The 18,562-nt window shown below is 66.4% G+C and carries 20 protein-coding genes and 1 tRNA gene; 10 read left to right on the top strand and 11 right to left on the bottom strand.

The window, feature by feature from the left end:
* Nucleotides 1-185 precede the first annotated feature (185 nt).
* Nucleotides 186-404, top strand: coding sequence for a helix-turn-helix domain-containing protein (locus tag VGP60_RS18955; RefSeq protein ID WP_327549354.1), 219 nt, complete (start codon nucleotides 186-188; stop codon nucleotides 402-404).
* Between the two features lies 1 nt (nucleotide 405).
* Nucleotides 406-1,593, top strand: a complete 1,188-nt coding sequence (locus tag VGP60_RS18950) for a site-specific integrase (protein WP_327549353.1) — start codon at nucleotides 406-408, stop codon at nucleotides 1,591-1,593.
* 91 nt (nucleotides 1,594-1,684) lie between these two features.
* On the opposite strand, the gene VGP60_RS18945 is transcribed toward VGP60_RS18950, so the two are convergent.
* Nucleotides 1,685-1,758: transfer RNA gene (locus VGP60_RS18945), tRNA-Gly, on the bottom strand.
* 115 nt (nucleotides 1,759-1,873) lie between these two features.
* Here VGP60_RS18945 and VGP60_RS18940 point away from each other — a divergent pair.
* Both VGP60_RS18940 and dcd read left to right on the top strand, forming a co-directional pair.
* The gene (locus VGP60_RS18940; protein WP_327549352.1) at nucleotides 1,874-3,091 is read left to right on the top strand and encodes an oxygenase MpaB family protein; all 1,218 of its coding nucleotides are present in this window, start codon (nucleotides 1,874-1,876) and stop codon (nucleotides 3,089-3,091) included.
* Nucleotides 3,092-3,174: 83 nt separating this feature from the next.
* Entirely contained in the window at nucleotides 3,175-3,756 is a 582-nt protein-coding gene (gene dcd, locus VGP60_RS18935; RefSeq protein ID WP_327549351.1) for a dCTP deaminase, read from the top strand.
* Here the strand turns inward: dcd and VGP60_RS18930 are convergent.
* A complete protein-coding gene (locus VGP60_RS18930; RefSeq protein ID WP_327549350.1) occupies nucleotides 3,753-4,949 on the bottom strand; it encodes an NAD(P)/FAD-dependent oxidoreductase in 1,197 nt (398 codons plus the stop codon). The genes dcd and VGP60_RS18930 overlap by 4 nt on opposite strands.
* Nucleotides 4,950-5,016: 67 nt before the next feature.
* Here VGP60_RS18930 and VGP60_RS18925 point away from each other — a divergent pair, with 67 nt between their 5' ends.
* Nucleotides 5,017-5,487 (top strand): MarR family transcriptional regulator, encoded by a 471-nt coding sequence (locus VGP60_RS18925; RefSeq protein WP_327549349.1) that lies wholly within the window; start codon nucleotides 5,017-5,019, stop codon nucleotides 5,485-5,487.
* 101 nt (nucleotides 5,488-5,588) lie between these two features.
* Entirely contained in the window at nucleotides 5,589-7,016 is a 1,428-nt protein-coding gene (locus VGP60_RS18920; RefSeq protein WP_327549348.1) for a sugar porter family MFS transporter, read from the top strand.
* Here VGP60_RS18920 and VGP60_RS18915 read toward each other — a convergent pair.
* Nucleotides 7,013-8,641: an acyl-CoA dehydrogenase family protein gene (locus tag VGP60_RS18915; RefSeq protein WP_327549347.1), complete on the bottom strand. Its 1,629-nt coding sequence runs from the start codon at nucleotides 8,639-8,641 to the stop codon at nucleotides 7,013-7,015. The genes VGP60_RS18920 and VGP60_RS18915 overlap by 4 nt on opposite strands.
* Nucleotides 8,625-9,230, bottom strand: coding sequence for a TetR/AcrR family transcriptional regulator (locus tag VGP60_RS18910; protein ID WP_327549346.1), 606 nt, complete (start codon nucleotides 9,228-9,230; stop codon nucleotides 8,625-8,627). Before VGP60_RS18910 ends, VGP60_RS18915 begins: the two co-directional genes overlap by 17 nt.
* Before the next feature lie 51 nt (nucleotides 9,231-9,281).
* Between VGP60_RS18910 and VGP60_RS18905 the strand changes: the two genes are divergently transcribed.
* Together VGP60_RS18905 and VGP60_RS18900 are read left to right on the top strand one after the other, a co-directional pair.
* A complete protein-coding gene (locus tag VGP60_RS18905) occupies nucleotides 9,282-9,662 on the top strand; it encodes a nitroreductase family deazaflavin-dependent oxidoreductase (RefSeq protein WP_327549345.1) in 381 nt (126 codons plus the stop codon).
* A gap of 102 nt (nucleotides 9,663-9,764) precedes the next feature.
* Nucleotides 9,765-10,487, top strand: coding sequence for a CAP domain-containing protein (locus tag VGP60_RS18900; protein WP_327549344.1), 723 nt, complete (start codon nucleotides 9,765-9,767; stop codon nucleotides 10,485-10,487).
* Here VGP60_RS18900 and VGP60_RS18895 read toward each other — a convergent pair.
* The 5 genes from VGP60_RS18895 to VGP60_RS18875 form a co-directional block, all read right to left on the bottom strand.
* The gene (locus tag VGP60_RS18895; RefSeq protein WP_327549343.1) at nucleotides 10,481-11,473 is read right to left on the bottom strand and encodes a cation diffusion facilitator family transporter; all 993 of its coding nucleotides are present in this window, start codon (nucleotides 11,471-11,473) and stop codon (nucleotides 10,481-10,483) included. The genes VGP60_RS18900 and VGP60_RS18895 overlap by 7 nt on opposite strands.
* Before the next feature lie 20 nt (nucleotides 11,474-11,493).
* Entirely contained in the window at nucleotides 11,494-12,171 is a 678-nt protein-coding gene (locus tag VGP60_RS18890) for a DUF742 domain-containing protein (protein WP_327549342.1), read from the bottom strand.
* Nucleotides 12,172-12,416: 245 nt separating this feature from the next.
* Nucleotides 12,417-12,731 carry a hypothetical protein gene (locus tag VGP60_RS18885; protein WP_327549341.1) on the bottom strand — a complete coding sequence of 105 codons (315 nt, stop codon included), beginning with the start codon at nucleotides 12,729-12,731 and terminating at the stop codon, nucleotides 12,417-12,419.
* Nucleotides 12,731-13,483 (bottom strand): class I SAM-dependent methyltransferase, encoded by a 753-nt coding sequence (locus VGP60_RS18880; protein ID WP_327549340.1) that lies wholly within the window; start codon nucleotides 13,481-13,483, stop codon nucleotides 12,731-12,733. The genes VGP60_RS18885 and VGP60_RS18880 overlap by 1 nt, the downstream gene beginning before the upstream one ends.
* A gap of 117 nt (nucleotides 13,484-13,600) precedes the next feature.
* Nucleotides 13,601-15,826 (bottom strand): (Fe-S)-binding protein, encoded by a 2,226-nt coding sequence (locus tag VGP60_RS18875; RefSeq protein WP_327549339.1) that lies wholly within the window; start codon nucleotides 15,824-15,826, stop codon nucleotides 13,601-13,603.
* Nucleotides 15,827-16,011: 185 nt separating this feature from the next.
* Between VGP60_RS18875 and VGP60_RS18870 the strand changes: the two genes are divergently transcribed.
* Entirely contained in the window at nucleotides 16,012-16,572 is a 561-nt protein-coding gene (locus VGP60_RS18870) for a TetR/AcrR family transcriptional regulator (RefSeq protein WP_327549338.1), read from the top strand.
* Nucleotides 16,573-16,588: 16 nt separating this feature from the next.
* Nucleotides 16,589-17,035 (top strand): cyanase, encoded by a 447-nt coding sequence (gene cynS / locus VGP60_RS18865; protein WP_327549337.1) that lies wholly within the window; start codon nucleotides 16,589-16,591, stop codon nucleotides 17,033-17,035.
* A gap of 57 nt (nucleotides 17,036-17,092) precedes the next feature.
* Here cynS and VGP60_RS18860 read toward each other — a convergent pair whose 3' ends face one another.
* On the bottom strand, nucleotides 17,093-17,902 hold the full coding sequence (locus VGP60_RS18860) for an IclR family transcriptional regulator (RefSeq protein WP_327549336.1): 810 nt from the start codon (nucleotides 17,900-17,902) through the stop codon (nucleotides 17,093-17,095).
* Between the two features lie 109 nt (nucleotides 17,903-18,011).
* On the bottom strand, nucleotides 18,012-18,551 hold the full coding sequence (locus VGP60_RS18855) for a YbhB/YbcL family Raf kinase inhibitor-like protein (RefSeq protein ID WP_327549335.1): 540 nt from the start codon (nucleotides 18,549-18,551) through the stop codon (nucleotides 18,012-18,014).
* Nucleotides 18,552-18,562: the final 11 nt, after the last annotated feature.

Genomic DNA, 18,562 nt, shown 5'->3' with positions numbered 1-18,562 from the left:
GCAAGGTGGAATCCAACGATCCGAGCGTGCCACCCCGTGATCAGTTGATCATGCGAGCGATCGCGGAACGGATCACGTGGAAGGCCGAATACGACCGCGCACTACTCGCGGCCGCCGGTCCACCTGGGACTCAAGAAACTTCGGCAACTCGGGAGGCGGCGTAGGGGATGGGGGAGGAAACCACTGTGGACAAGCACTATCTGACAGTTGACGAAGCAGCTGAGTATCTGAATACGGGTGTGCGGTTCGTTCGGCGGCTGATCGCGGAACGGCGCATTGCCTTCCATAAGGCGGGCTCTCATGTGCGCCTGGCCGTGGCCGACATAGAGACGTTCATGCAGGCCGGGCGCATTGAGCCGATCACGCGTAACTCCGTAGTCCGGGATCTTGGAAAGGCAGCCTGACATGGCGAACAAGAATGGCCGTAGAAGTTTCGGCAGTGTCCGCAAGCTGCCCTCTGGACGTTGGCAGGCGCGCTACCCAGGACCAGACGGCCAGATCCGCACTGCTCCGGACACGTTCGACACGAAACGGTCGGCTGAGCGGTGGCTGTCCCTCGTCGAAACGCAGATAAGCCAAGGCGACTGGGTTGATCCTGAGCGGGCGAAGATTCAGCTGGGGGTCTACGCGGAACAGTGGATCACGCAGCGTCCGGGGCTTCGGCCGCGCACTGTGGAGCTGTACAAGTGGTTGCTGCGTAAGCACATCATGGCAGGGCTCGGCGGTGTCGAGCTGGGCAAGCTGTCGACTGCGGTCATCCGCCAGTGGCGAGCGGACCGGCTGGAAGCTGGTGTCTCGGAGTCGGTCACTGCCAAGTGCTACCGGTTGCTTCGCGCGATCCTGAACACGGCGGTGGATGAGGACAAGATCATCCTGCGCAACCCTTGCCGCGTTCGTGGTGCCGACAAGGAGAACCCCGACGAGCGTCCCGTATTGACCATCGCGCAGGTCTTCGATCTGGCCGGTCGGATGCCGACTCGATTCCGGGCGCTGGTGTTGCTGGCCGCGTTCGGGTCACTGCGGTGGGGTGAGGTGACCGCTCTCCGCCGGAGTGACGTCGCGCCGGACGCGAGCTGGGTACGGGTGTCTCGCGCTTTGGTCGAGGTGCCGGGTAAGGGCTTGATCGTCGGGCCGCCGAAGTCGCGGGCAGGGGTACGGGAGCTGATCCTTCCGACGGCGATCCGGCCGGACCTGCTTAAGCACCTGGAGAGCTGGGTCAAGCCGGGGCAAGAGTCATTGCTGTTCACCGGGGAGCGCGATGGGCACGCCGTCCGTCGTCCGAACTTCAGTCAGCGGACGAAGTGGACCGAGGTTGTGGAGAAGATGGGGCTCAAGGGCGTCCACTTCCACGATCTCCGGCACGCGGGAAACATCTGGGCGTCGAAGGCGGGGACGTCGACCAAGGATCTGATGGCGAGGATGGGTCACGACGACATGCGGGCCGCGCTGATCTACCAGCGGGCGACGACGGAGGCTGACGAGCAGATCGCGGACCGGCTGTCCAAGCTCGTCGACCGGCATCGGGAGGGTGTGACTGAGGCCATGACTGAGAAGAACGACGGTCCCGACGGCGACTCGGTCCCGAACGGCTAATGGCACGTTAGTGGCACGCGGCGACAGATGATCAAGAAAAACGAAAGCCCCAGGTCCACAGTAGACGCTGTGTGACCTGGGGCTTTCGGTATGGAGCGGATGACGGGAATCGAACCCGCATATTCAGCTTGGGAAGCTGATGTTCTACCACTGAACTACATCCGCAGCGCTGAGCCAGCATACATGCCAGCGTTCGCGCCCCGTCCAGGCCTCCTCTCCCTTGACTGTCGGCCCGCGAAGTGACAACACTTGTTGTCTACATCGTTTGCGAGGTGGGCTCATGGATGAGCGTCTTCCCGACCCCGAGCTGTTCCGGCAGGGCGGTTTCCGGCTCGCGTCGCGGTTGTTCGCCGAGGGCGACGTCCGCGTCACGGCGCCGCAGGTCGAGTGGCTACGTGGGTTCGCGCAGGCTGAGGATCCGTTGGCGGATGCGGTGGTGGCGTGGATGTACGCGCAGCCCGCGGGTGAGGGGCGCAAGTTGTTCGAGCGTGCGCTCGCCGAGGGCATCGGCGCGCTTGAGAGTCCGTCGGCGGAGCTTGTCGCGTTCTTCCGGGACGTCGAGGCGACGCCGTATTGGGTCGACAATGCCCGGCTTGAGCGCGGGGCGAGGGCGATCACGCGGACGGGGTTGCTCGGGCTGTTTCCGCTCGCCGACATGTCGCTGATGGGCGGGTACCTCGCGTCGCGGGCGACGAAGGCGCTGGTGGCGACCGGTGAGATCGAGTTCATGGCGACAAAGCGGCTTGTCGAGACCGCGACCTGGTGGATCGACGTCACCACGCCGGGGACCCTGAAGCACGGCAAGAAGGGGTACGCGTCCGCGTTGCGGGTCCGGTTGGTGCACGCGCATGTCCGCAAGGCGATGAACGGGCGCGACGACTGGGACTACGCGGCCTGGGACCGGCCGATCAATCAGGTGCAGACGACGGGGACGTTGCTGCTGTTCTCGTTGGTTTTCGTGTTCGGGACGCAACTGCTCGGGGTCCGGTATTCCGATCGTGAGCGGGCGGACATCTTGCATCTGTGGCGGTACGTCGGCTGGTTGATGGGGGTCGACGAGGAGTTGCTCCCGGCGGACGAGGAGGACGCGTGGCGCATGTTGTGGCTGCTCGCGGCCACCGAGTTCATCCCGGACGACGACTCCAAGCGGCTCGCCAAGGCGCTGCTCAAGACGCACGGTGGCGTCGGCGAGGGGCGGGGTGCGGTCGGCAAGGTGTTGTCGCACGTTTCCGTGCGGGTGCATTCCTCGATCAGCCGGCTGGTGCTCGGCAAGGCGAACGCCGATTTCCTTGAGTTGCCGAACGACCCGGTCGCGCAGTTGGCGATCCTGGCCGTCGCGGGGGTGAACTTCGCATCGGAGACGTTCCGGCCGTTCATCCCGGGCGCCACCGCGTTGCAGGAGCGCATCGGCCGCGCGGGCAGGCGGACCTACGTCAAGCGGCTCGGCCGGATTTTCTCGCCCGATACCACCTACGCCCAGCACATGCGCGCCGCTTAGGCCGTGTCCTGTAAGTCACGTTCGCGGTCTGGATCACGAAGCCCATCGAACAGACTCACAGGACACGACCTAGGCTGTCGGGCGTGCTGCTCAGTGACCGTGACCTCCGTAAAGAGCTCGACTCCGGCCGTCTAGGGGTCGAACCGTTCGACCCGGTGATGCTGCAACCGTCCAGCATCGACGTCCGGCTCGACCGCTTTTTCCGTGTCTTCGACAACTCGAAGTACACCCATATCGACCCGCAGCTGCAGCAGGACGAGCTGACGTCGCTGGTCGAGAAGGAGGGCGAGGACCCGTTCGTCCTCCACCCCGGCGAGTTCGTGCTGGGCTCGACCTTCGAGAAGGTCACGCTGCCCGACGACCTCGCGGGCCGGCTCGAGGGCAAGTCCTCGCTGGGCCGTCTCGGGCTGCTGACGCACTCCACCGCCGGGTTCATCGACCCCGGTTTCACCGGCCACATCACGCTGGAACTGTCCAATGTGGCCAATCTGCCGATCACGCTGTGGCCGGGCATGAAGATCGGCCAGCTGTGCCTGTTCCGCCTGACCAGCGCCGCCGAGTTCCCGTACGGCTCGACCCAGGCCGGGTCGCGTTACCAGGGGCAGCGCGGCCCGACGCCGAGCAAGGCGTACCTGAACTTCCACCGCGTCGACACCTGGCGCTAAATCTTCACGGGTTCGTCCCAGGTGATCCGGTGGTTCCACGCCCACTCGTTCGGGTCCTTTTTCCCGGCCATTTTGCTGAGGACCACCGTGAGGAAGAAGTCCCGGACCACCCGCCCCACCGGGCCGACCACCTTGCCGCTGCCGTTGCGCTTTCCCTGCCGCACCATGGCTTCCACCCGCTCGCGGCGCAGGCTTTCGTAGGCGGCGAGTGCTTGCGGGAGGTCGGCGATGTCGCGCAGGCAACGGCCCAGGGTGACGGCGTCTTCGATCGCCATCGACGCGCCCTGGCCGGACGCCGGTGAGACGGCGTGCGCGGCGTCGCCGACGATGATCATGCGGTCGGTGTGCCAGGTCGGCACGTTCGGGAAGTCGTAGGTCACCCAGGGCGGGTAGATCTCCGGCGTCGCGTTGATGATGTCGACGGCTGGGGTCCGGTCCGCCGCGAAGAGTTCGACGAGTTCCGCACGAAAGTCCTCGGGTGAGATCGCCGCCAGTTCCGCGCCGGTCGGCTCGACCTTGCGCGGCGGGTTCGCGAACCAGCCGACCTGGCCGCTCGGGTGCCGGAAGTAGCAGAAGAACGCCCGCTTGCCGAAGACCATGTTCATCACGCCGGGCTCGGTGTCGACGCTGATTCCTTCGGCGAAACCGCCGGTGTTCAGCATCGGGAGATGGCGCGCGGCCGGGGCCTCGGGGTCGATGATCCGGCGGACCTGGGAGCGCAGGCCGTCGGCGCCGATCAGCAGGTCGCCGTCGGCGGTGGTGCCGTCCGCGAACTCCGCGCGAACCCCCTCGCCATGAGGCGAAGCGCCGGTGAGCCGCTTGTTGTATTCGACGGTGACGCTTTGGCGAACGGCCTCGTCGCGCAGCGCGATGTACAGCTCCGAGCGGATGATCGTCTGGCTGACCGTGCCTGTCGCGGTCGGGCCGCCGAGCGGGAACTCGGCCACCTTCTTGCCGTTCCCCAGGATCATCGCCATCCGCGGGGTGTCGAAGCCCTTGGCGCGGACGACATCCTTGAGGCCGAGTTCGCCGAGGGTGTCCAGCCCGTTGACGGCCAGTGTCAGGTACGCGCCGACACCGTCGGCCGTCCGGTCGTAGGCCTCGTAGAGGACCGGGTCCAGGCCCGCTTTCTTCAGGGCGATCGCGGTGACCGTGCCCGCGATGCCACCTCCGATGACCAGTGCTCTTCGCATAGTATCTCTCCAGGAGAGTATCTTAGAAACTAATTCGTTCTGCCGAACTAAATAGTGGGTTAAGCTCATGGGCGTGTCAAGTACGAAGGCGAAACTCATCCAGGACCTGCTCGACGCGTCGCGCGTGATGTCCACCGAGACGGTCATGTTCCACGCGGCGATCGCCGCGCTGGCGGGGCTTTCGCCGTCGGACATGAAGACGGCGGACTACCTCGCGCGGCTGGGCCCGCTCACGCCCAAGGAGCTCGCGCGGCATTCCGGGCTCGCGCCCGCGTCCGTCACCGCGCTCATCGATCGGCTGGAACGCAAGGGGATGGTCCACCGGAAGCCGCATCCGGACGATCGCCGCAAAGTGCTCGTGGAGTTCGACGCCGAGCGCGCCACCGCGTCGGCGCCGCTCTGGGACTACCTGATTTCCGCCACCGTCGAGCACTGCCAGAAGTACACCGAGGACCAGCTCCGGGCGATCATCGACTTCGTCACCGTGGGCGCGGAGATCAACCATCGGGCGACAGCGAAGATCACTTCCGGCGGGTAGCGTCCGGTGGGCCACGTCACCAACTGGTACGGCATGGTTTAGACCATGTCGGAAGTTGGTACGTACTGATGATCGATTTCCGAAGCTAAGGCGGCACCGGTGTGAGCAGCAGTACGTCGACGAGCGAGCGTGCGAACGAGCAGCATCTCGCGCACGTGATCTTCATCGCCGGGGCGGCCGCCGTCGGCGGCTTCCTGTTCGGCTACGACAGCTCGAACATCAACGGCGCGGTCATCGGGATCCGCCAGCAATTCGGCGTCGGCGAGGCCGTCACCGGGCTGACGGTGTCGAGCGCGCTCATCGGGTCCGCGGTCGGCGCGTGGTTCGGCGGGTTGCTGTCCAACAAGATCGGGCGCATCCGCACCATGCAGCTCGCGGCGGCACTGTTCTTCGTCAGCGCGATCGGCGCGATGTTTCCGTTCAGTGTCTGGGATCTGGCGCTTTGGCGGGTCGTGGGCGGTATCGCCATCGGTGTCGCATCGGTGATCGGCCCGGCCTACATCGCCGAGGTCGCACCGCCCGCTTACCGCGGTCGGCTGGCTTCCCTGCAACAGCTCGCGATCGTGCTGGGTATCGGCGTTTCCGCGTTGGTCAACTGGGTCATCAAGGATATTTCGCCGGTGCGCGCGGACGGCACGCACGACATCAACGGCATGCTCGGGTTTGTCGAGTCCTGGCAATGGATGCTGGGCGCCGCGGCGATTCCGGCGGTCTTGTACTTCGTGCTCGCGTCGATCATTCCCGAGTCACCGCACTACCTGATCTCCATCGGCAAACTCGCCAGGGCCCGCAAGGTGCTCGCCGACATCGAAGGTGAGGACGTCGCCGACGCCAAGCTCGCCGACATCCAGCGTGGGCTGCGCTCCGAAACGAAGTCCAAGGTCAGCGACCTGCGCGGCGGCCGGTTCGGGCTGCTGCCGATCGTCTGGATCGGGATCGCGCTCGCGGTGTTCCAGCAGTTCGTCGGCATCAACGTGATCTTCTACTACTCCGACACGCTGTGGCATTCGGTCGGCCAGAACACCGATTCGCTGCTGATTTCGTTGGTGAGCCCGGCGATCAACATCCTCGGTACGTTCATCGCGATCGCGTTCATCGACCGGGTCGGCCGGAAACCGTTGCTGCTCATCGGTTCCGTCGGGATGGTGATCGGACTCGGTGTCGCCGCGTTCGCCTTCGGCCACGCCGACAAGGTCAACGGCGAGCTGAGCCTGCCGGGCGCGTGGGGGCCGATCGCGTTGGTGTTCGCCAACATCTTCGTGTTGTCGTTCGCCTTGTCCTGGGGCGTCATGCTGTGGGTGCTGCTCGGCGAGATGTTCCCGATGCGGATCCGTGGTGCGGCACTGGCCGTGGGCACCGCGGCGAACTGGGTCGCGAACTGGATCGTCACGGTCAGCTTCCCGAGCATGGGCGAGTGGAACCTGAGCGTGACGTACGCGATCTACGCCGCGTTCGCGCTCCTGTCGATCCCCTTCGTCGTCAAGTTCATCAAGGAGACGAAGGGGACCGCGCTGGAGGACGTCGCCTAAAGGCTTGCCGTCCGGGCGGTGATCGACGCGGTGTCGACGCCCGGCGGCAGGGTGCCGAAGGCGACACCCCAGTCGCCGCCGAAGCGGGACGCGCAGAACGCGTCGGCGACGGCGTGCGGCGAATGCCGGACGAGCAGGGAACCCTGCAGTACCAACGCCATCGACTCGACAACGCGCCGCGCGCGGTATTCGAGATCGTCGAAGTTGGACAGTTCTTTGTGGAGCCTGGTGGTGGCGTCGTCGAGGCGGGCGTCAGCGCCGGCGGCCCGGCCGACTTCGGTGAAGAACGCTTCGACCGACTCGGGCTGCTTCCCCATCGCGCGCAGGGCGTCCAGCGCGGCGACGTTGCCGGAACCCTCCCAAATGGACGAAAGCGGCGCCTCGCGGTACAGCCTCGGCATCTGCGACTCTTCGACGTAACCGTTGCCACCCAAGCATTCCAGCGCTTCGGCGGCGTGCGAAGGCGCGCGCTTGCAGACCCAGTACTTCGTCACCGCGAGCCCGAGCCGCCGGAACGCCTCTTCCTGCGCGTCACCCGCGGCCGCCCGGTCCGTCGCTCCGGCGAGTCGCATCGCGACCGTGGAAGCGGCCTCGGACTCGATCGCGAGATCGGCCAAGACGTTGGTCATCAACGGCTGTTCGACGAGCGGCGAGCCGAACGCGCTGCGGTGCGTGGCGTGGTGCGCGGCGCGGACGACGCCGTAGCGCATGCCGGACGCGCTGCCGAGTACGCAGTCGAGGCGGGTGATGTTGACCATGTCGATGATGGTCCGCACGCCCCGGCCTTCTTCGCCGATCAGCCAGCCGACAGCGCCGTCGTACTCGATTTCGGCGGACGCGTTGGACCGGTTGCCGAGCTTGTCCTTGAGGCGCTGCAAGTGAATCCTGTTCCGCGTCCCGTCCGGAAGCACGCGCGGCAGCAGGAAGCACGAGAGTCCGGCGGGCGCCTGCGCCAGCGTCAGGAACATGTCCGACATCGGCGCGGAGGTGAACCACTTGTGCCCGGTGAGCACGTAACTTCCGTCGCCGCTGGGCACCGCGGTGGTCGTGTTCGCGCGGACGTCCGAGCCGCCCTGCTTCTCGGTCATCGACATGCCCGCGATCAGCCCGCGCTTGGTGCTGGGCTCGCGCAGGCCGTAGTCGTACACGCCCGATGCCAGCAGCGGCTCGTACCTCGCGGCGAGTTCGGCGTTGTGGCGCAGTGCGGGAACGGCCGCGTAGGTCATCGAGATCGGGCAGCTGTGGCCGGCTTCGACCTGGCCCCAGACGTACATCTTCGCCGCGCGGGCGACATGCGCGCCGGCGCGGTCGTCCCGCCACGGCGCCGCGTGGATGCCGTTGGAGACGGCGACGTCCATCAGGTCGTGCCAATACGGATGGAACTCGACCTCGTCGATCCGGTTCCCGACGCGGTCGTGGGTGCGCAGCTTCGGCGGGTTCTCGTTGACGACCCGGCCCCACTCCTGCGCCTGCTCGCCCCCGGCCAGCTTGCCGAGCGCGTGGACGTCTTCCTCGGCCCAGCCTCCGCCTTCGCGCCGCAGGCTTTCGAGCAGCGCCGGGTCTTCGGCGACGTCATGACCGACGAGGATCGGGACCTGGTTGGTGACTTCATGGGTGGTGGACAACGGGTCCTCCTAGGGCGCGAACGGTGAAGGTGCAGAGGTCCGGAAAGGTGCTCGGGCCTTCGGACGTGAGCGGGCCGATCATCACCTCGGCGGTGGCACCGACCAGCGCGGCGGCGGTGAGCTGGGCATCCTGCGGCGGGAGGACCCCGGCGCGGAGCCCTTCCTCGATCCGCGCGGCGACGACGTCACGGAACGCCCGCCGGAACACCAGCCGCTCGGCTTCGACGGGTGCGTCGACCGGCTCGGCGAGCAGGGCGTACGCCAGGCGTGGCGCCTTCATCGCACGGTGGGCGAATGTCTCTAGCACGGCGACGACCCGTTCGGTGGCGTCACCGGGCCGCATCGACGCCTCTTCGACAGCCGCGACCTCGCGGGCCACGACGACCCGGAACAGCTCGACGACCAGCGCGGCCTTGCTGGGGAAGTAGCGGTACACACTGCCCGTCGCGATCCCGGCTTTCGCCGCCACCGCGGCCACGGAACAGCCCGCGTACCCGCGTTCGGCCAGCAGTTCCACCGCGGCGTCGAAGATCGTCGCTTGCTGGGCGTCCAGTCTGGCCTGGACTTGCGGGGTTCGGCGGTAGGCCACCCAAGAAGTGAACCACTGATTCAGTTCTTGGGGCAAGGCTATCGTGGAGGTGTGCGTCTACCCGAGCGGCTGGCCAGGATCAACCGGTACGTCACCAACCCGATCCAGCGGTTGTGGGCGGGCAGGCTGCCGGGCTTCGGGATCGTCGAGCACACCGGCCGCCGGTCGGGTAAGCCGTACCGGACCCCGGTCAACGTCTATGCCGCGCCGGGCGGGTTCGCCGTGATGTTGATGTACGGCCCCGAACGCGACTGGCTCCGCAATCTCGCGGCGTCGGGCGGCGGCAAGCTTGTGCACCGCGGCCGGACCTACGCGGTCACGAACCCGAGTGTCGTGCCCGCCTCGGAGGCGTTGGAGTTCCTCGGAAAGGGGCCTGCGGCGCTTCTGCGACAGCTCCACGTCGAATATGTCCTGCGTCTGACCTCGGCATAGTCCGAAATCGGGCATGGCCAGGTTCCGCGTCGTAACTCGTTCGTGATAGTTTTTCCCACCGTGTCCCCCATTAGTGCAAGAAGCCGGTTGCTCCTCGTGACGATGAGCGTGCTGGTTGGCGGGTTGTCCGCCGCTGGTGGGTATTTGACGCTGAACGACCCCGGCAAGTCGAACACGGTCAGTAATGCCGCCTTGGCGTTGCCCAACCCCGCCGAAGCGGGCCAGGGCGCCGAAGATTCGCTGTCGAAGCTCTCCCCGAGCTCCTCGGATCCGCTCGACCCGGCCAAGGATCGGCCGACGACGAGCGACGCGACACCGGCGCCTTCGACAGAGCCGGGCACGCCGAGTTCCGAGGTCCCGCCGGCTTCCTCCGACACGCCGGCGCCGCCGGCGGAAGAAACCCCGCCGACTTCGTCGTCCACCCCGCCGCCGGCCGCGCCGAAGACCACCGGTGACAGCTCACGGGAAGGCCAGGTCGTCGACCTGGTCAACGCGGAGCGGGCCAAGGCCGGCTGCGCGCCGATGACCTCGGAGATCCATCTCGCGAAAGCGGCGGCGAGCCACAGCGCCGACATGTCCCAGCGGAACTACTTCTCGCACACGACTCCCGAAGGCGTGACGTTCGACCAGCGCATCAAGGCGGCCGGTTACTCGCGCCCCGGCGCGGAGAACATCGCCAAGGGCTCGACCACGGCGTCTCAGACGATGACCATGTGGATGAACTCCAGTGGCCATCGCGCGAACATCCTCAACTGCAGCCTGACCAAGATCGGCGTCGGCGTCGCGACCTCCGGCTGGTACTGGACGCAGGACTTCGGCTACTGACCCCAGCGGGCGGTGATGTCGCCATAACGCTGGAGGACGGTCGCGCGCAGCTCGGGATCGGTGCGCGGAACCGGCTCGATGAACACTTCGGTCACGTCGTTGAAGGTCGTCTCCAGCTCGCCCGCGAGGCGCACACAGGCACGTTCGACGTCCGCGGCGCCCAGGGAGTCGTCGAAGTCGACGCGGGTGCACACGAGGATCTGGTCGGCCCCCATCAGCATGGTCTGCAGGTCGACGACGACCTCGATCTCCGGCGCCGACGAGAGCAGTTGGTGGATCCCGCGGACGATGCTCGGATCCGCCTGGCGCCCGATCAGCAGGCCCCGATTGGTCCGCCCGAGTGCGTACGCCACGACGGCCAGCAGCACGCCGATCGCGATGGACGCGAGGCCGTCCCAGACCTGTGAGCCGGTCAGCTGGTGCAGCCCGATCCCGGCGAACGCGAGCAGCAGGCCGACCAGCGCGGCCGAGTCCTCGAACAGCACGGTCTTGGGCGCCGGGTCGTCGATCGTGCGCAGGTAGCCGGCCATCGAGCGGTTCGCCGCCGCGGACTCCTTGCGGACCTGCCGCAGCGCCTGCATCCACGACACCGATTCCAAGGCGAACGCGACCGCCAGCACGATGTAGCCGACGATCGGGCTGGTCTGCTCGTCCGGCTCGCCGAACACCGTCGAGAAGCCCTCGTAGAACGAGAACATCGCGCCGGAGGCGAAGATCGACACCGCGGCGAGCAGCGACCAGAAGTAGCGTTCCTTGCCGTAGCCGAACGGGTGCTTACGGTCCGCGGGCCGTTCCGAGCGGCGCAACGCCGTCAGCAGGAGCACCTCGGTGATGGTGTCCGCGACCGAGTGGGCGGCTTCCGAGAGCATCGCGCCGGACCCGGTGATGATCCCGGCGACCAGCTTCATGATGGCGATCGCCAGATTCACGCCACCGGCCAGCAAAACCGTCAGCGTGCTTTCGCCGGATTCATTTTCCTCGGTCACGCGGTGATCGTAGTGTGGGACTAAAGGCGGCGCAGGCCGTGCAGTACCCGTTCCATCAGCGCGATCGCGGGCCGGCCGTCGCCGTTGGTGGCCGTGTCGTGCACGCTGACCAACCCCAGGTCAGCCATGTCGCAGAGGAGGACCCTGGCGACGCCGAGCGGGACACTCAGCAGCGCGGCGACCTCCGCCACCGAACGGGGATAACGGCAGAGACTGCGCACCGAGTTGAATTCACCGGTGATTTCCGAGGCGTGCCAGTGAGAAGCGTCCGATTTGGCGGAAATGAGCGTTTCGATCGCCAAATGACGACTCGACTTCGTGCGGCCCTTCGTGAGGACGTACGGTCGCACGAGTGTCCGCGGCCCGATCTCGTGCACCTCGGGCTCGGGGTCGAGAGGGAAGTTCGGCCGACCGGGCTGGACGGGCACGTACGGCGTCTCGGCCACGTGCTCGTACGTCGGCGGCGGCGGTTGCGGCGCTGGTTCTTCCAGGCGCTCGATGACCTTGCTCGACGGGAACCTCGCGCCGGCGCGGCCCACCGGCGACGCGTCGGGCTCGGCGGCACGATGGCGCCTGACCGGGATCGGTTCAGGCTCCGGGATCTGGAGTTTCTTACGCTGTTTGGCGGAAGGGAACCGCGCCCCGGACATCCCGACCACAGGCTCGTCGGTCTGCTGCGGATCGCGGTCCTCGCGCATGTCGTCGCCCCTTTTCGGCTCGTCAAGAACTGACCTTGTAGGCGGCGACGACGACAAGGAGTAATCAGGATACGCCAGCTGTCTACCCCACCAAGCCCTTCGCGAGCGGCTCATAGTTCCAGATCAACCGGCCGACGGCTATCGGCCAATCAGGGTGGATGGTGATTGATGTCCACAATGGAGACACAGAAAGGCTGGGTGGGTGGCTCGTGAGTGTTTACGAGTGTTAGAACACTTGTTGCCACTCACGACCCCGGACGGCCAGCGACGTTCGGCTGGGTCCTGTTCGCGATGGAGGGGTGGTCCAGGTCCCAGTGGTGGTTGATCTCCGGCCGGAAGGCGAAAATCCCGTCGACGATCAGGACGGCGTCGGCCGCGGCTCGGGTCTTCAGTGTGGAGTGGTCGATCTGGGTCAACGGGTCGATCCCGCACAGCGCGACTTCGCCGCTTTCGTGTTGTCCGCCAGGTTCCAGAAGCAGTTCGGTCGCCGAGGGATGGTTGAAAGCGTTGCGGTAGAAGCCTTCTTCGGCTGCTGCCAGGTGGGCCGAACGGTGGATCACTAGCGTTTGCGCGCCTCGATGAGGAACCGCTTCGAATGCGCTACGAACGGGCCTTCGTCGACGATTTTCTTGTGCAGCTCGGCTAGTTGCGGGCGGTACTTGTCGATGGTGAAGCCGGGCACGGTCCACAGCACCTTGCGCAGGAAGTACGCCACCGCACCGATGTCGTCGAACACCACGCGCAGCGATTCCTCTCGCAGGTCCACCACCGTGAGATTCGCGGCTTCGGCGGCGGCCGCGGTTTTGCGGGTGCTGTTCTCGTCGATCGGGGGCAGTGGGCCCATCATGGCTTCGGAAAGCTCACGGTTCGAACCCGCGCCGACACGCTGCGAGAGATAGGTTCCGCCCGGTCGCAGTACACGCGCGATCTCGTCCCAGTTCGCGACGATCGGGTGACGGCTGACGACGAGATCGAACGACTCGTCGGCGAACGGGAGGTCGGCGTCCTCGGGGACTTCGACGACGGTGGCACCCAGCGGGGCGAGGTTGTGGCGGGCGACTTCCGCGTTCGGGGGCCAGCCTTCGGTGGCCACCAGCAGTTTCGGCGGATGCGGGATCCGCGCGAGGACCTCACCGCCACCCGTCTGGAGGTCGAGTGCGGCGGTGGCCTTGGCCATCCGCTCGCCGAGCAGTCCGGAGTATCCCCACGACGGACGCTCCTCGGTGGCCCGGCCGTCGAACCATGAGAAGTCCCAGCCCTCTACCGGCTCTGCTTCCGCCTCAACGAGAAACTCCTCGAACGTAGCTGCCATACGGTGATCTTTCCGGCGTTTGTGCTTCTCCGCAATGGATTTCACCGCACTGGGCCAAAAGGGACCTTCCTCACAAACTCCCTTGAGGAAGGTCCCTTGTTGTCTGACCAGCGAAAACTACGGCGTGGGCGAGGTTTCCGATGGCTCGGGTTCTGGTCGCGGCGAGGGCTCCGGTTTGCGCTTCACGGCCGTCAGCAACAGCTGCGCGACGTCGACGATTTCGACCTTCTCGCTCGCGACCCCTTCGCTCTGCCGTGCGGTGAGACCGTCGTTCAGCATCACCTTGCAGAACGGGCAGCCCGTCGCGATTTTCGACGGTGCGGTGCCGAGCGCTTCGTCGACGCGTTCGACGTTGATGCGCTTGCCGATCTTCTCTTCCATCCACATCCGCGCGCCACCGGCACCACAGCACATTGACCGCTCGGCGTGCCGCGGCATTTCCCGCAGCGTGGCACCGGAAGCGCCGACGAGCTCACGCGGCGCGTCGTAGACCTTGTTGTGCCGGCCCAAGTAGCACGGGTCGTGGTAGGTGACGTCCTCGGCGATCGGGGCGATCGGGATGAGCCGCTTCTCCCGCACCAGCCGGTTCAGCAACTGCGTGTGGTGCACGACGTCGAACTGCCCGCCGAGTTCCGGGTACTCGTTCGCCAGTGTGTTGAAGCAGTGCGCACAGGTGACGACCACCTTGCGCTTCAACGGATCCCGGCCTTCGAAAACCGAGTTCAGCACCTCGACGTTCTGCTGCGCGAGCATCTGGAAGAGGAACTCGTTGCCCGCGCGGCGGGCCGGGTCACCGGTGCAGGTCTCTTCCGAGCCGAGCACGGTGTACTTGACGTCGGCCATGTGCAGCAGCTCGGCGACGGCCCGCGTGGTCTTCTTCGCGCGGTCCTCGAACGCGCCGGCGCAGCCGACCCAGAAGAGGTATTCGGTCTCGTCGGCGAGTTCGCCGTCGAACACCGGGACCTCGAAGTCGAGCTCTTCAGTCCACTGTAGACGGTCCTTGGCGTTCTGCCCCCAGGGATTGCCCTTGTTCTCGAGGTTCTTGAACATCCCGTTGAGCTCGCTCGGGAAGTTGGACTCGATCATCACCTGATAGCGCCGCATGTCGACGATGTGGTCGACATGCTCGATGTCCACCGGGCACTGCTCGACGCACGCGCCGCAGCTGGTGCAGGACCACAGCACCTCGGGGTCGATGACCCCGAGCTCGCCGATGCCGCCGATCAGCGGGCGCTCGGCCTCGGCCATCGCGAGGACGTCGATCCCGGCGTGCGAGTTGTCCGGCAGGCCGATCTCGTCGCCTGCCATGTCTTTTTTGCCGCCTGCCAGCAGGTACGGCGCCTTGGCGTAGGCGTGGTCCCGCAGCTGGGTGATCAGGAGCTTGGGGGACAACGGCTTCCCGGTGTTCCACGCGGGGCACTGCGACTGGCAACGGCCACATTCGGTACAGGTGGAGAAGTCGAGCCAGCCCTTCCAGCTGAAGTCCTCGATCTTGCCGACGCCGAAGGTGTCCTCGTCCGGGTCCGCTTCCTCGAGGTCGAGGACCTTGCCGTTGCTCATCATCGGCTTGAGCGCGCCGAGCGCGACACCGCCGTCGGCCTCACGCTTGAAGTAGATGTTGAAGAACGCGCTGAACCGGTGCCAGGCGACGCCCATCGTCATGTTCTTCGCGACGACGTACAGCCACACCACCGCGCTCATCAGCTTGACGAACGCGAAGACCGACACCAACGCGGCACTCGACGGCAGCAGGTCGCCGATCGGGTTGGTGACGAACGCGGCCCAGGTCGGCGTCTCGTGCACGCCCATGGCGGACTTCGCGGCCCGCACACCGAGGATGCCGAGGCCCTCGATGATCACGACGGCTTCGACGAAGTACGCGGCCTTGAAGTCGGACCCGGAGAAGCGCGACTGCCGGTCCGCGCGGCGCGGATGGTTGCGCTGGCGGATGATCGCCAGCGCGATCCCGCCGACGACGGTGCCGACGCCGAGCAGCTCCATCAGGAGGCTCCAGAGCGACCAGTCCTCCAGGATCGGCCAGCCCCAGGTCGGGACGAACACCTCGCCGTAGGCTTCGAACAGCGCCAGCGAGCCGATCAGGAAGCCCCACATCACCATCCAGTGCCACGGCGCGACCGAACGGACCTTCGCCATGCGCGTATGCGCGGCGAACTCCTTGATCATGGTCTTGAGCCTCGGCGCGAACGGCCCGTTGCGGGTCGCGTCCGGCTGGCCGAGGCGGATCGTGCGGATCATCCGCAGGACCGTCAGTACGAACATGCTCCAGGCGACGACGCTGACCGCGACCGCGATCAGGCCGAGCGTGAGCTGTACAGCGCCCATGATCGGGTGCCTTTCGTCCGGATGTGGTGGTGTTTTTTCGGTTTTCGGTTGGGGTCTTCAGTTTGGGGAGCGTAACGCCGCGTACTCATCAGTAACCGATTAGCGGATCCTAAGTCCCAGAGATGTGGCGCACGACTCGTAGGTTATGGGACGATCGTCCAGATAGTCCAGGCTGGGAGCGCACAGTGAAAATCCAGGTAGACGGGCGCAAGGCCCGCGGGGAAAAGCGGCGTGAGGAACTCATCGCGGCTGCGCTGCGGGTGATCGAGCGCGAGGGCGTCGCCGGGGTCACGCATCGCACGGTGGCCGCCGAAGCCGGCGTGCCCACGACCTCGACGACGTATCACTTCTCGAGCCTCGACGACCTTCTGGTCGCGACCCTCATCTCGTGCGCGCGGGACATGGCGACCGAGGTGTACTGGATGATCGACCGGGCCCGTTCGCGCGGCTCCCGGGGCGCGGAGGAGGTCGCCGGGCTGCTCGCCGAGGCGATCGGGCCGAGCCGTGGCCGCACGATGGCCGAGTACGAGCTGTACCTGCTGGCGGCCCGGCGCCCGGAGCTGAGGCCCGCCGCACGGCGCTGGCTGGACGTCCTGACGTCGATGGTCCGGCACGACGACGAAGTGGCGTTCCGGGCGTTCCTGGCGGGGATCGACGGGCTGCTGATCCAGGGCCTGATCGACGACGAACCGCCGACGGCCGAGGAACTTCGCCCGATCGTCGACTATTTGCTGAAGCCCCACTAGCACATACAGTATTCGTATGATCACGAAGAAGGACGCCGGTCAGGCCGTGCTCGAAGCGAAGACCAGGCTCGGACTCACGTGGGCGCAGCTGGCCGAGACGATCGACGCGCCGCTCGCCTGGTCCACCTCGGCGCTGCTCGGTCAGCACCCGATGAGCAAGGCGCAGGCCGAAACCGCCGCTCAGGTCCTCGAACTAGGTGACGACGTCATCGCTGCGCTCCAGGCGCAGCCGACCCGCGGCGCGCTCGAAGACGTCGTGCCGACCGATCCGACGATCTACCGGTTCTACGAGGTCTTGCAGGTCTACGGACCGACCATAAAGGAATTGATCCACGAGAAGTTCGGTGATGGGATCATGAGCGCCATCAACTTCAAGATCGACGTGGACCGCCGTGAAGATCCCTCTGGCGAGCGCGTCGTGGTCACCCTCGACGGGAAGTACCTCAAATACCAGTGGGGCTAAAGGAGAAACACGCGACAGGCCGCTGTGGACGTTCCTGTCCACAGCGGCCTGTTCCCGCTAAGCCTCGTTAAGACTCACTTCCGTGATCGCGCGCAGCCGGGAGAACCGGGCCGCGCCCGCGCGCACGGTGCGTTCCAGCGCCCAGCGCCGCTCTTGGAATTCCTTGGCGGGCACCGAGAACGCCACCGCGCCGACGACCCGGTTCGCGGTGTCCAAAATGGGCGCCGACACACAGGCGATCTCGGGGCGGAACTCCTCGATCTCCATCGCCACCCCGGATCGCGCCACCTGGTCGAGCTCGAAGTCCAGGTCGCGCAGCCGGACCGTGGTGCGGGCGGTCAGTTTCTGCATGCCGGCCCCGGCGAAGTAGTCGAGCCGTTCGCGGCCTGGGAGCGATGCCAGCATCGCCTTGCCGAACGCCGTCGCGTGCGCGGCTTCGTGGAAACCGAAGTCGATCGGCTTGGCACGCGGGAACTCCGCCGAGTCGGCGACGGCCGCGACGACGACCTGGGTGTCACGGAAGACCGTGTAGTACGCGGCGGCCTGTCCTCGCTGGTGCAGCAGGCGGAGTTCGTCGCGGGTCGTGTCGTCGACGTCGAGCTCGTCGGACAGCCGGTTGTACAGCCCGCCGACCTTGTAGCCGAGCCCGAAACCCCGCCCGTGGCCGAGCCGGATCAGATATCCCTCGTGTACCAGCGTGTTCAACAGGTGGTACGTGGTCGAAAGCTTGTAGTCCGCACGCCTCGCGATGGCTTTCGCGGTGATCCCGTCGCCTTCCGCGGCGACGATTTCCAGCACCCGCAACGCGCGTTGTGCCGATCCGATCAACCCACTGGGCTCCCGGGAATTCTCGTCCTGCTGGGGCACTGCGGCGCACCTCCGGGGCCAATCAACTTCTGGAAACACAGCCTACGTGGAACGAGATGCCGACATCTTGCGCAGCTTCACGTCGGATGTCGACATCTCGCGGAAAGCGTTATCCCTTATTTTCGTAAATTCCGGTGAGCAGCGCACGGCCGAGCGCGTGGCTGAAGATGTTGAAGCCGAGGAACGCCGGTGTCGCGCCCTCGTCGATGCCCAGCGACTCGACGTCCAATGCGTGCACCGCGAAAATGTAGCGGTGTGGTCCGTGGCCCGCCGGTGGGGCCGCGCCGAGGAACTGGGACACGCCGCCGTCGCCCTTCAGCGTGATCGCCCCTTCTGGCAGTCCGGAGCCGCTCGCGTCGCCGGCGCCGGAAACGAGCTCGGTGACCGAAACGGGGATGTCGGCCACGGCCCAGTGCCAGAAACCGCTGGCAGTAGGGGCGTCCGGGTCGTAGCAGGTGACGGCGAAGCTCTTGGTCTCCGCGGGGAAGCCGTCCCAGCTCAGCTGCGGTGAGACGTCCGCGCCACCGGCGCCGAAGATTCCGCTCACTTGCGGGGTCGCCAGGGTCTCGCCTTCGGAGATGTCGTTGCTGCGCAGGGCGAAGCTCGGCACCGACGGCAGGAAGTCGTAGGGGTTGGGTGACTGTGGCATGGATCCTCCTG

Source organism: Amycolatopsis sp. (assembly GCF_036008905.1).
Lineage (GTDB): Bacteria > Actinomycetota > Actinomycetes > Mycobacteriales > Pseudonocardiaceae > Amycolatopsis.
This window is presented reverse-complemented; position numbering and strand designations above follow the sequence as displayed.

Coding starts and splice junctions, on each gene's coding strand:
- VGP60_RS18950 (WP_327549353.1), top strand. CDS start 406: ATGGCGAACAAGAATGGCCGTAGAAGTTTCGGCAGTGTCCGCAAGCTG.
- VGP60_RS18940 (WP_327549352.1), top strand. CDS start 1,874: ATGGATGAGCGTCTTCCCGACCCCGAGCTGTTCCGGCAGGGCGGTTTC.
- VGP60_RS18930 (WP_327549350.1), bottom strand. CDS start 4,949: ATGCGAAGAGCACTGGTCATCGGAGGTGGCATCGCGGGCACGGTCACC.
- VGP60_RS18925 (WP_327549349.1), top strand. CDS start 5,017: ATGGGCGTGTCAAGTACGAAGGCGAAACTCATCCAGGACCTGCTCGAC.
- VGP60_RS18900 (WP_327549344.1), top strand. CDS start 9,765: ATGAGCGTGCTGGTTGGCGGGTTGTCCGCCGCTGGTGGGTATTTGACG.
- VGP60_RS18890 (WP_327549342.1), bottom strand. CDS start 12,171: ATGCGCGAGGACCGCGATCCGCAGCAGACCGACGAGCCTGTGGTCGGG.
- VGP60_RS18880 (WP_327549340.1), bottom strand. CDS start 13,483: ATGGCAGCTACGTTCGAGGAGTTTCTCGTTGAGGCGGAAGCAGAGCCG.
- VGP60_RS18875 (WP_327549339.1), bottom strand. CDS start 15,826: ATGGGCGCTGTACAGCTCACGCTCGGCCTGATCGCGGTCGCGGTCAGC.
- cynS (WP_327549337.1), top strand. CDS start 16,589: ATGATCACGAAGAAGGACGCCGGTCAGGCCGTGCTCGAAGCGAAGACC.
- VGP60_RS18855 (WP_327549335.1), bottom strand. CDS start 18,551: ATGCCACAGTCACCCAACCCCTACGACTTCCTGCCGTCGGTGCCGAGC.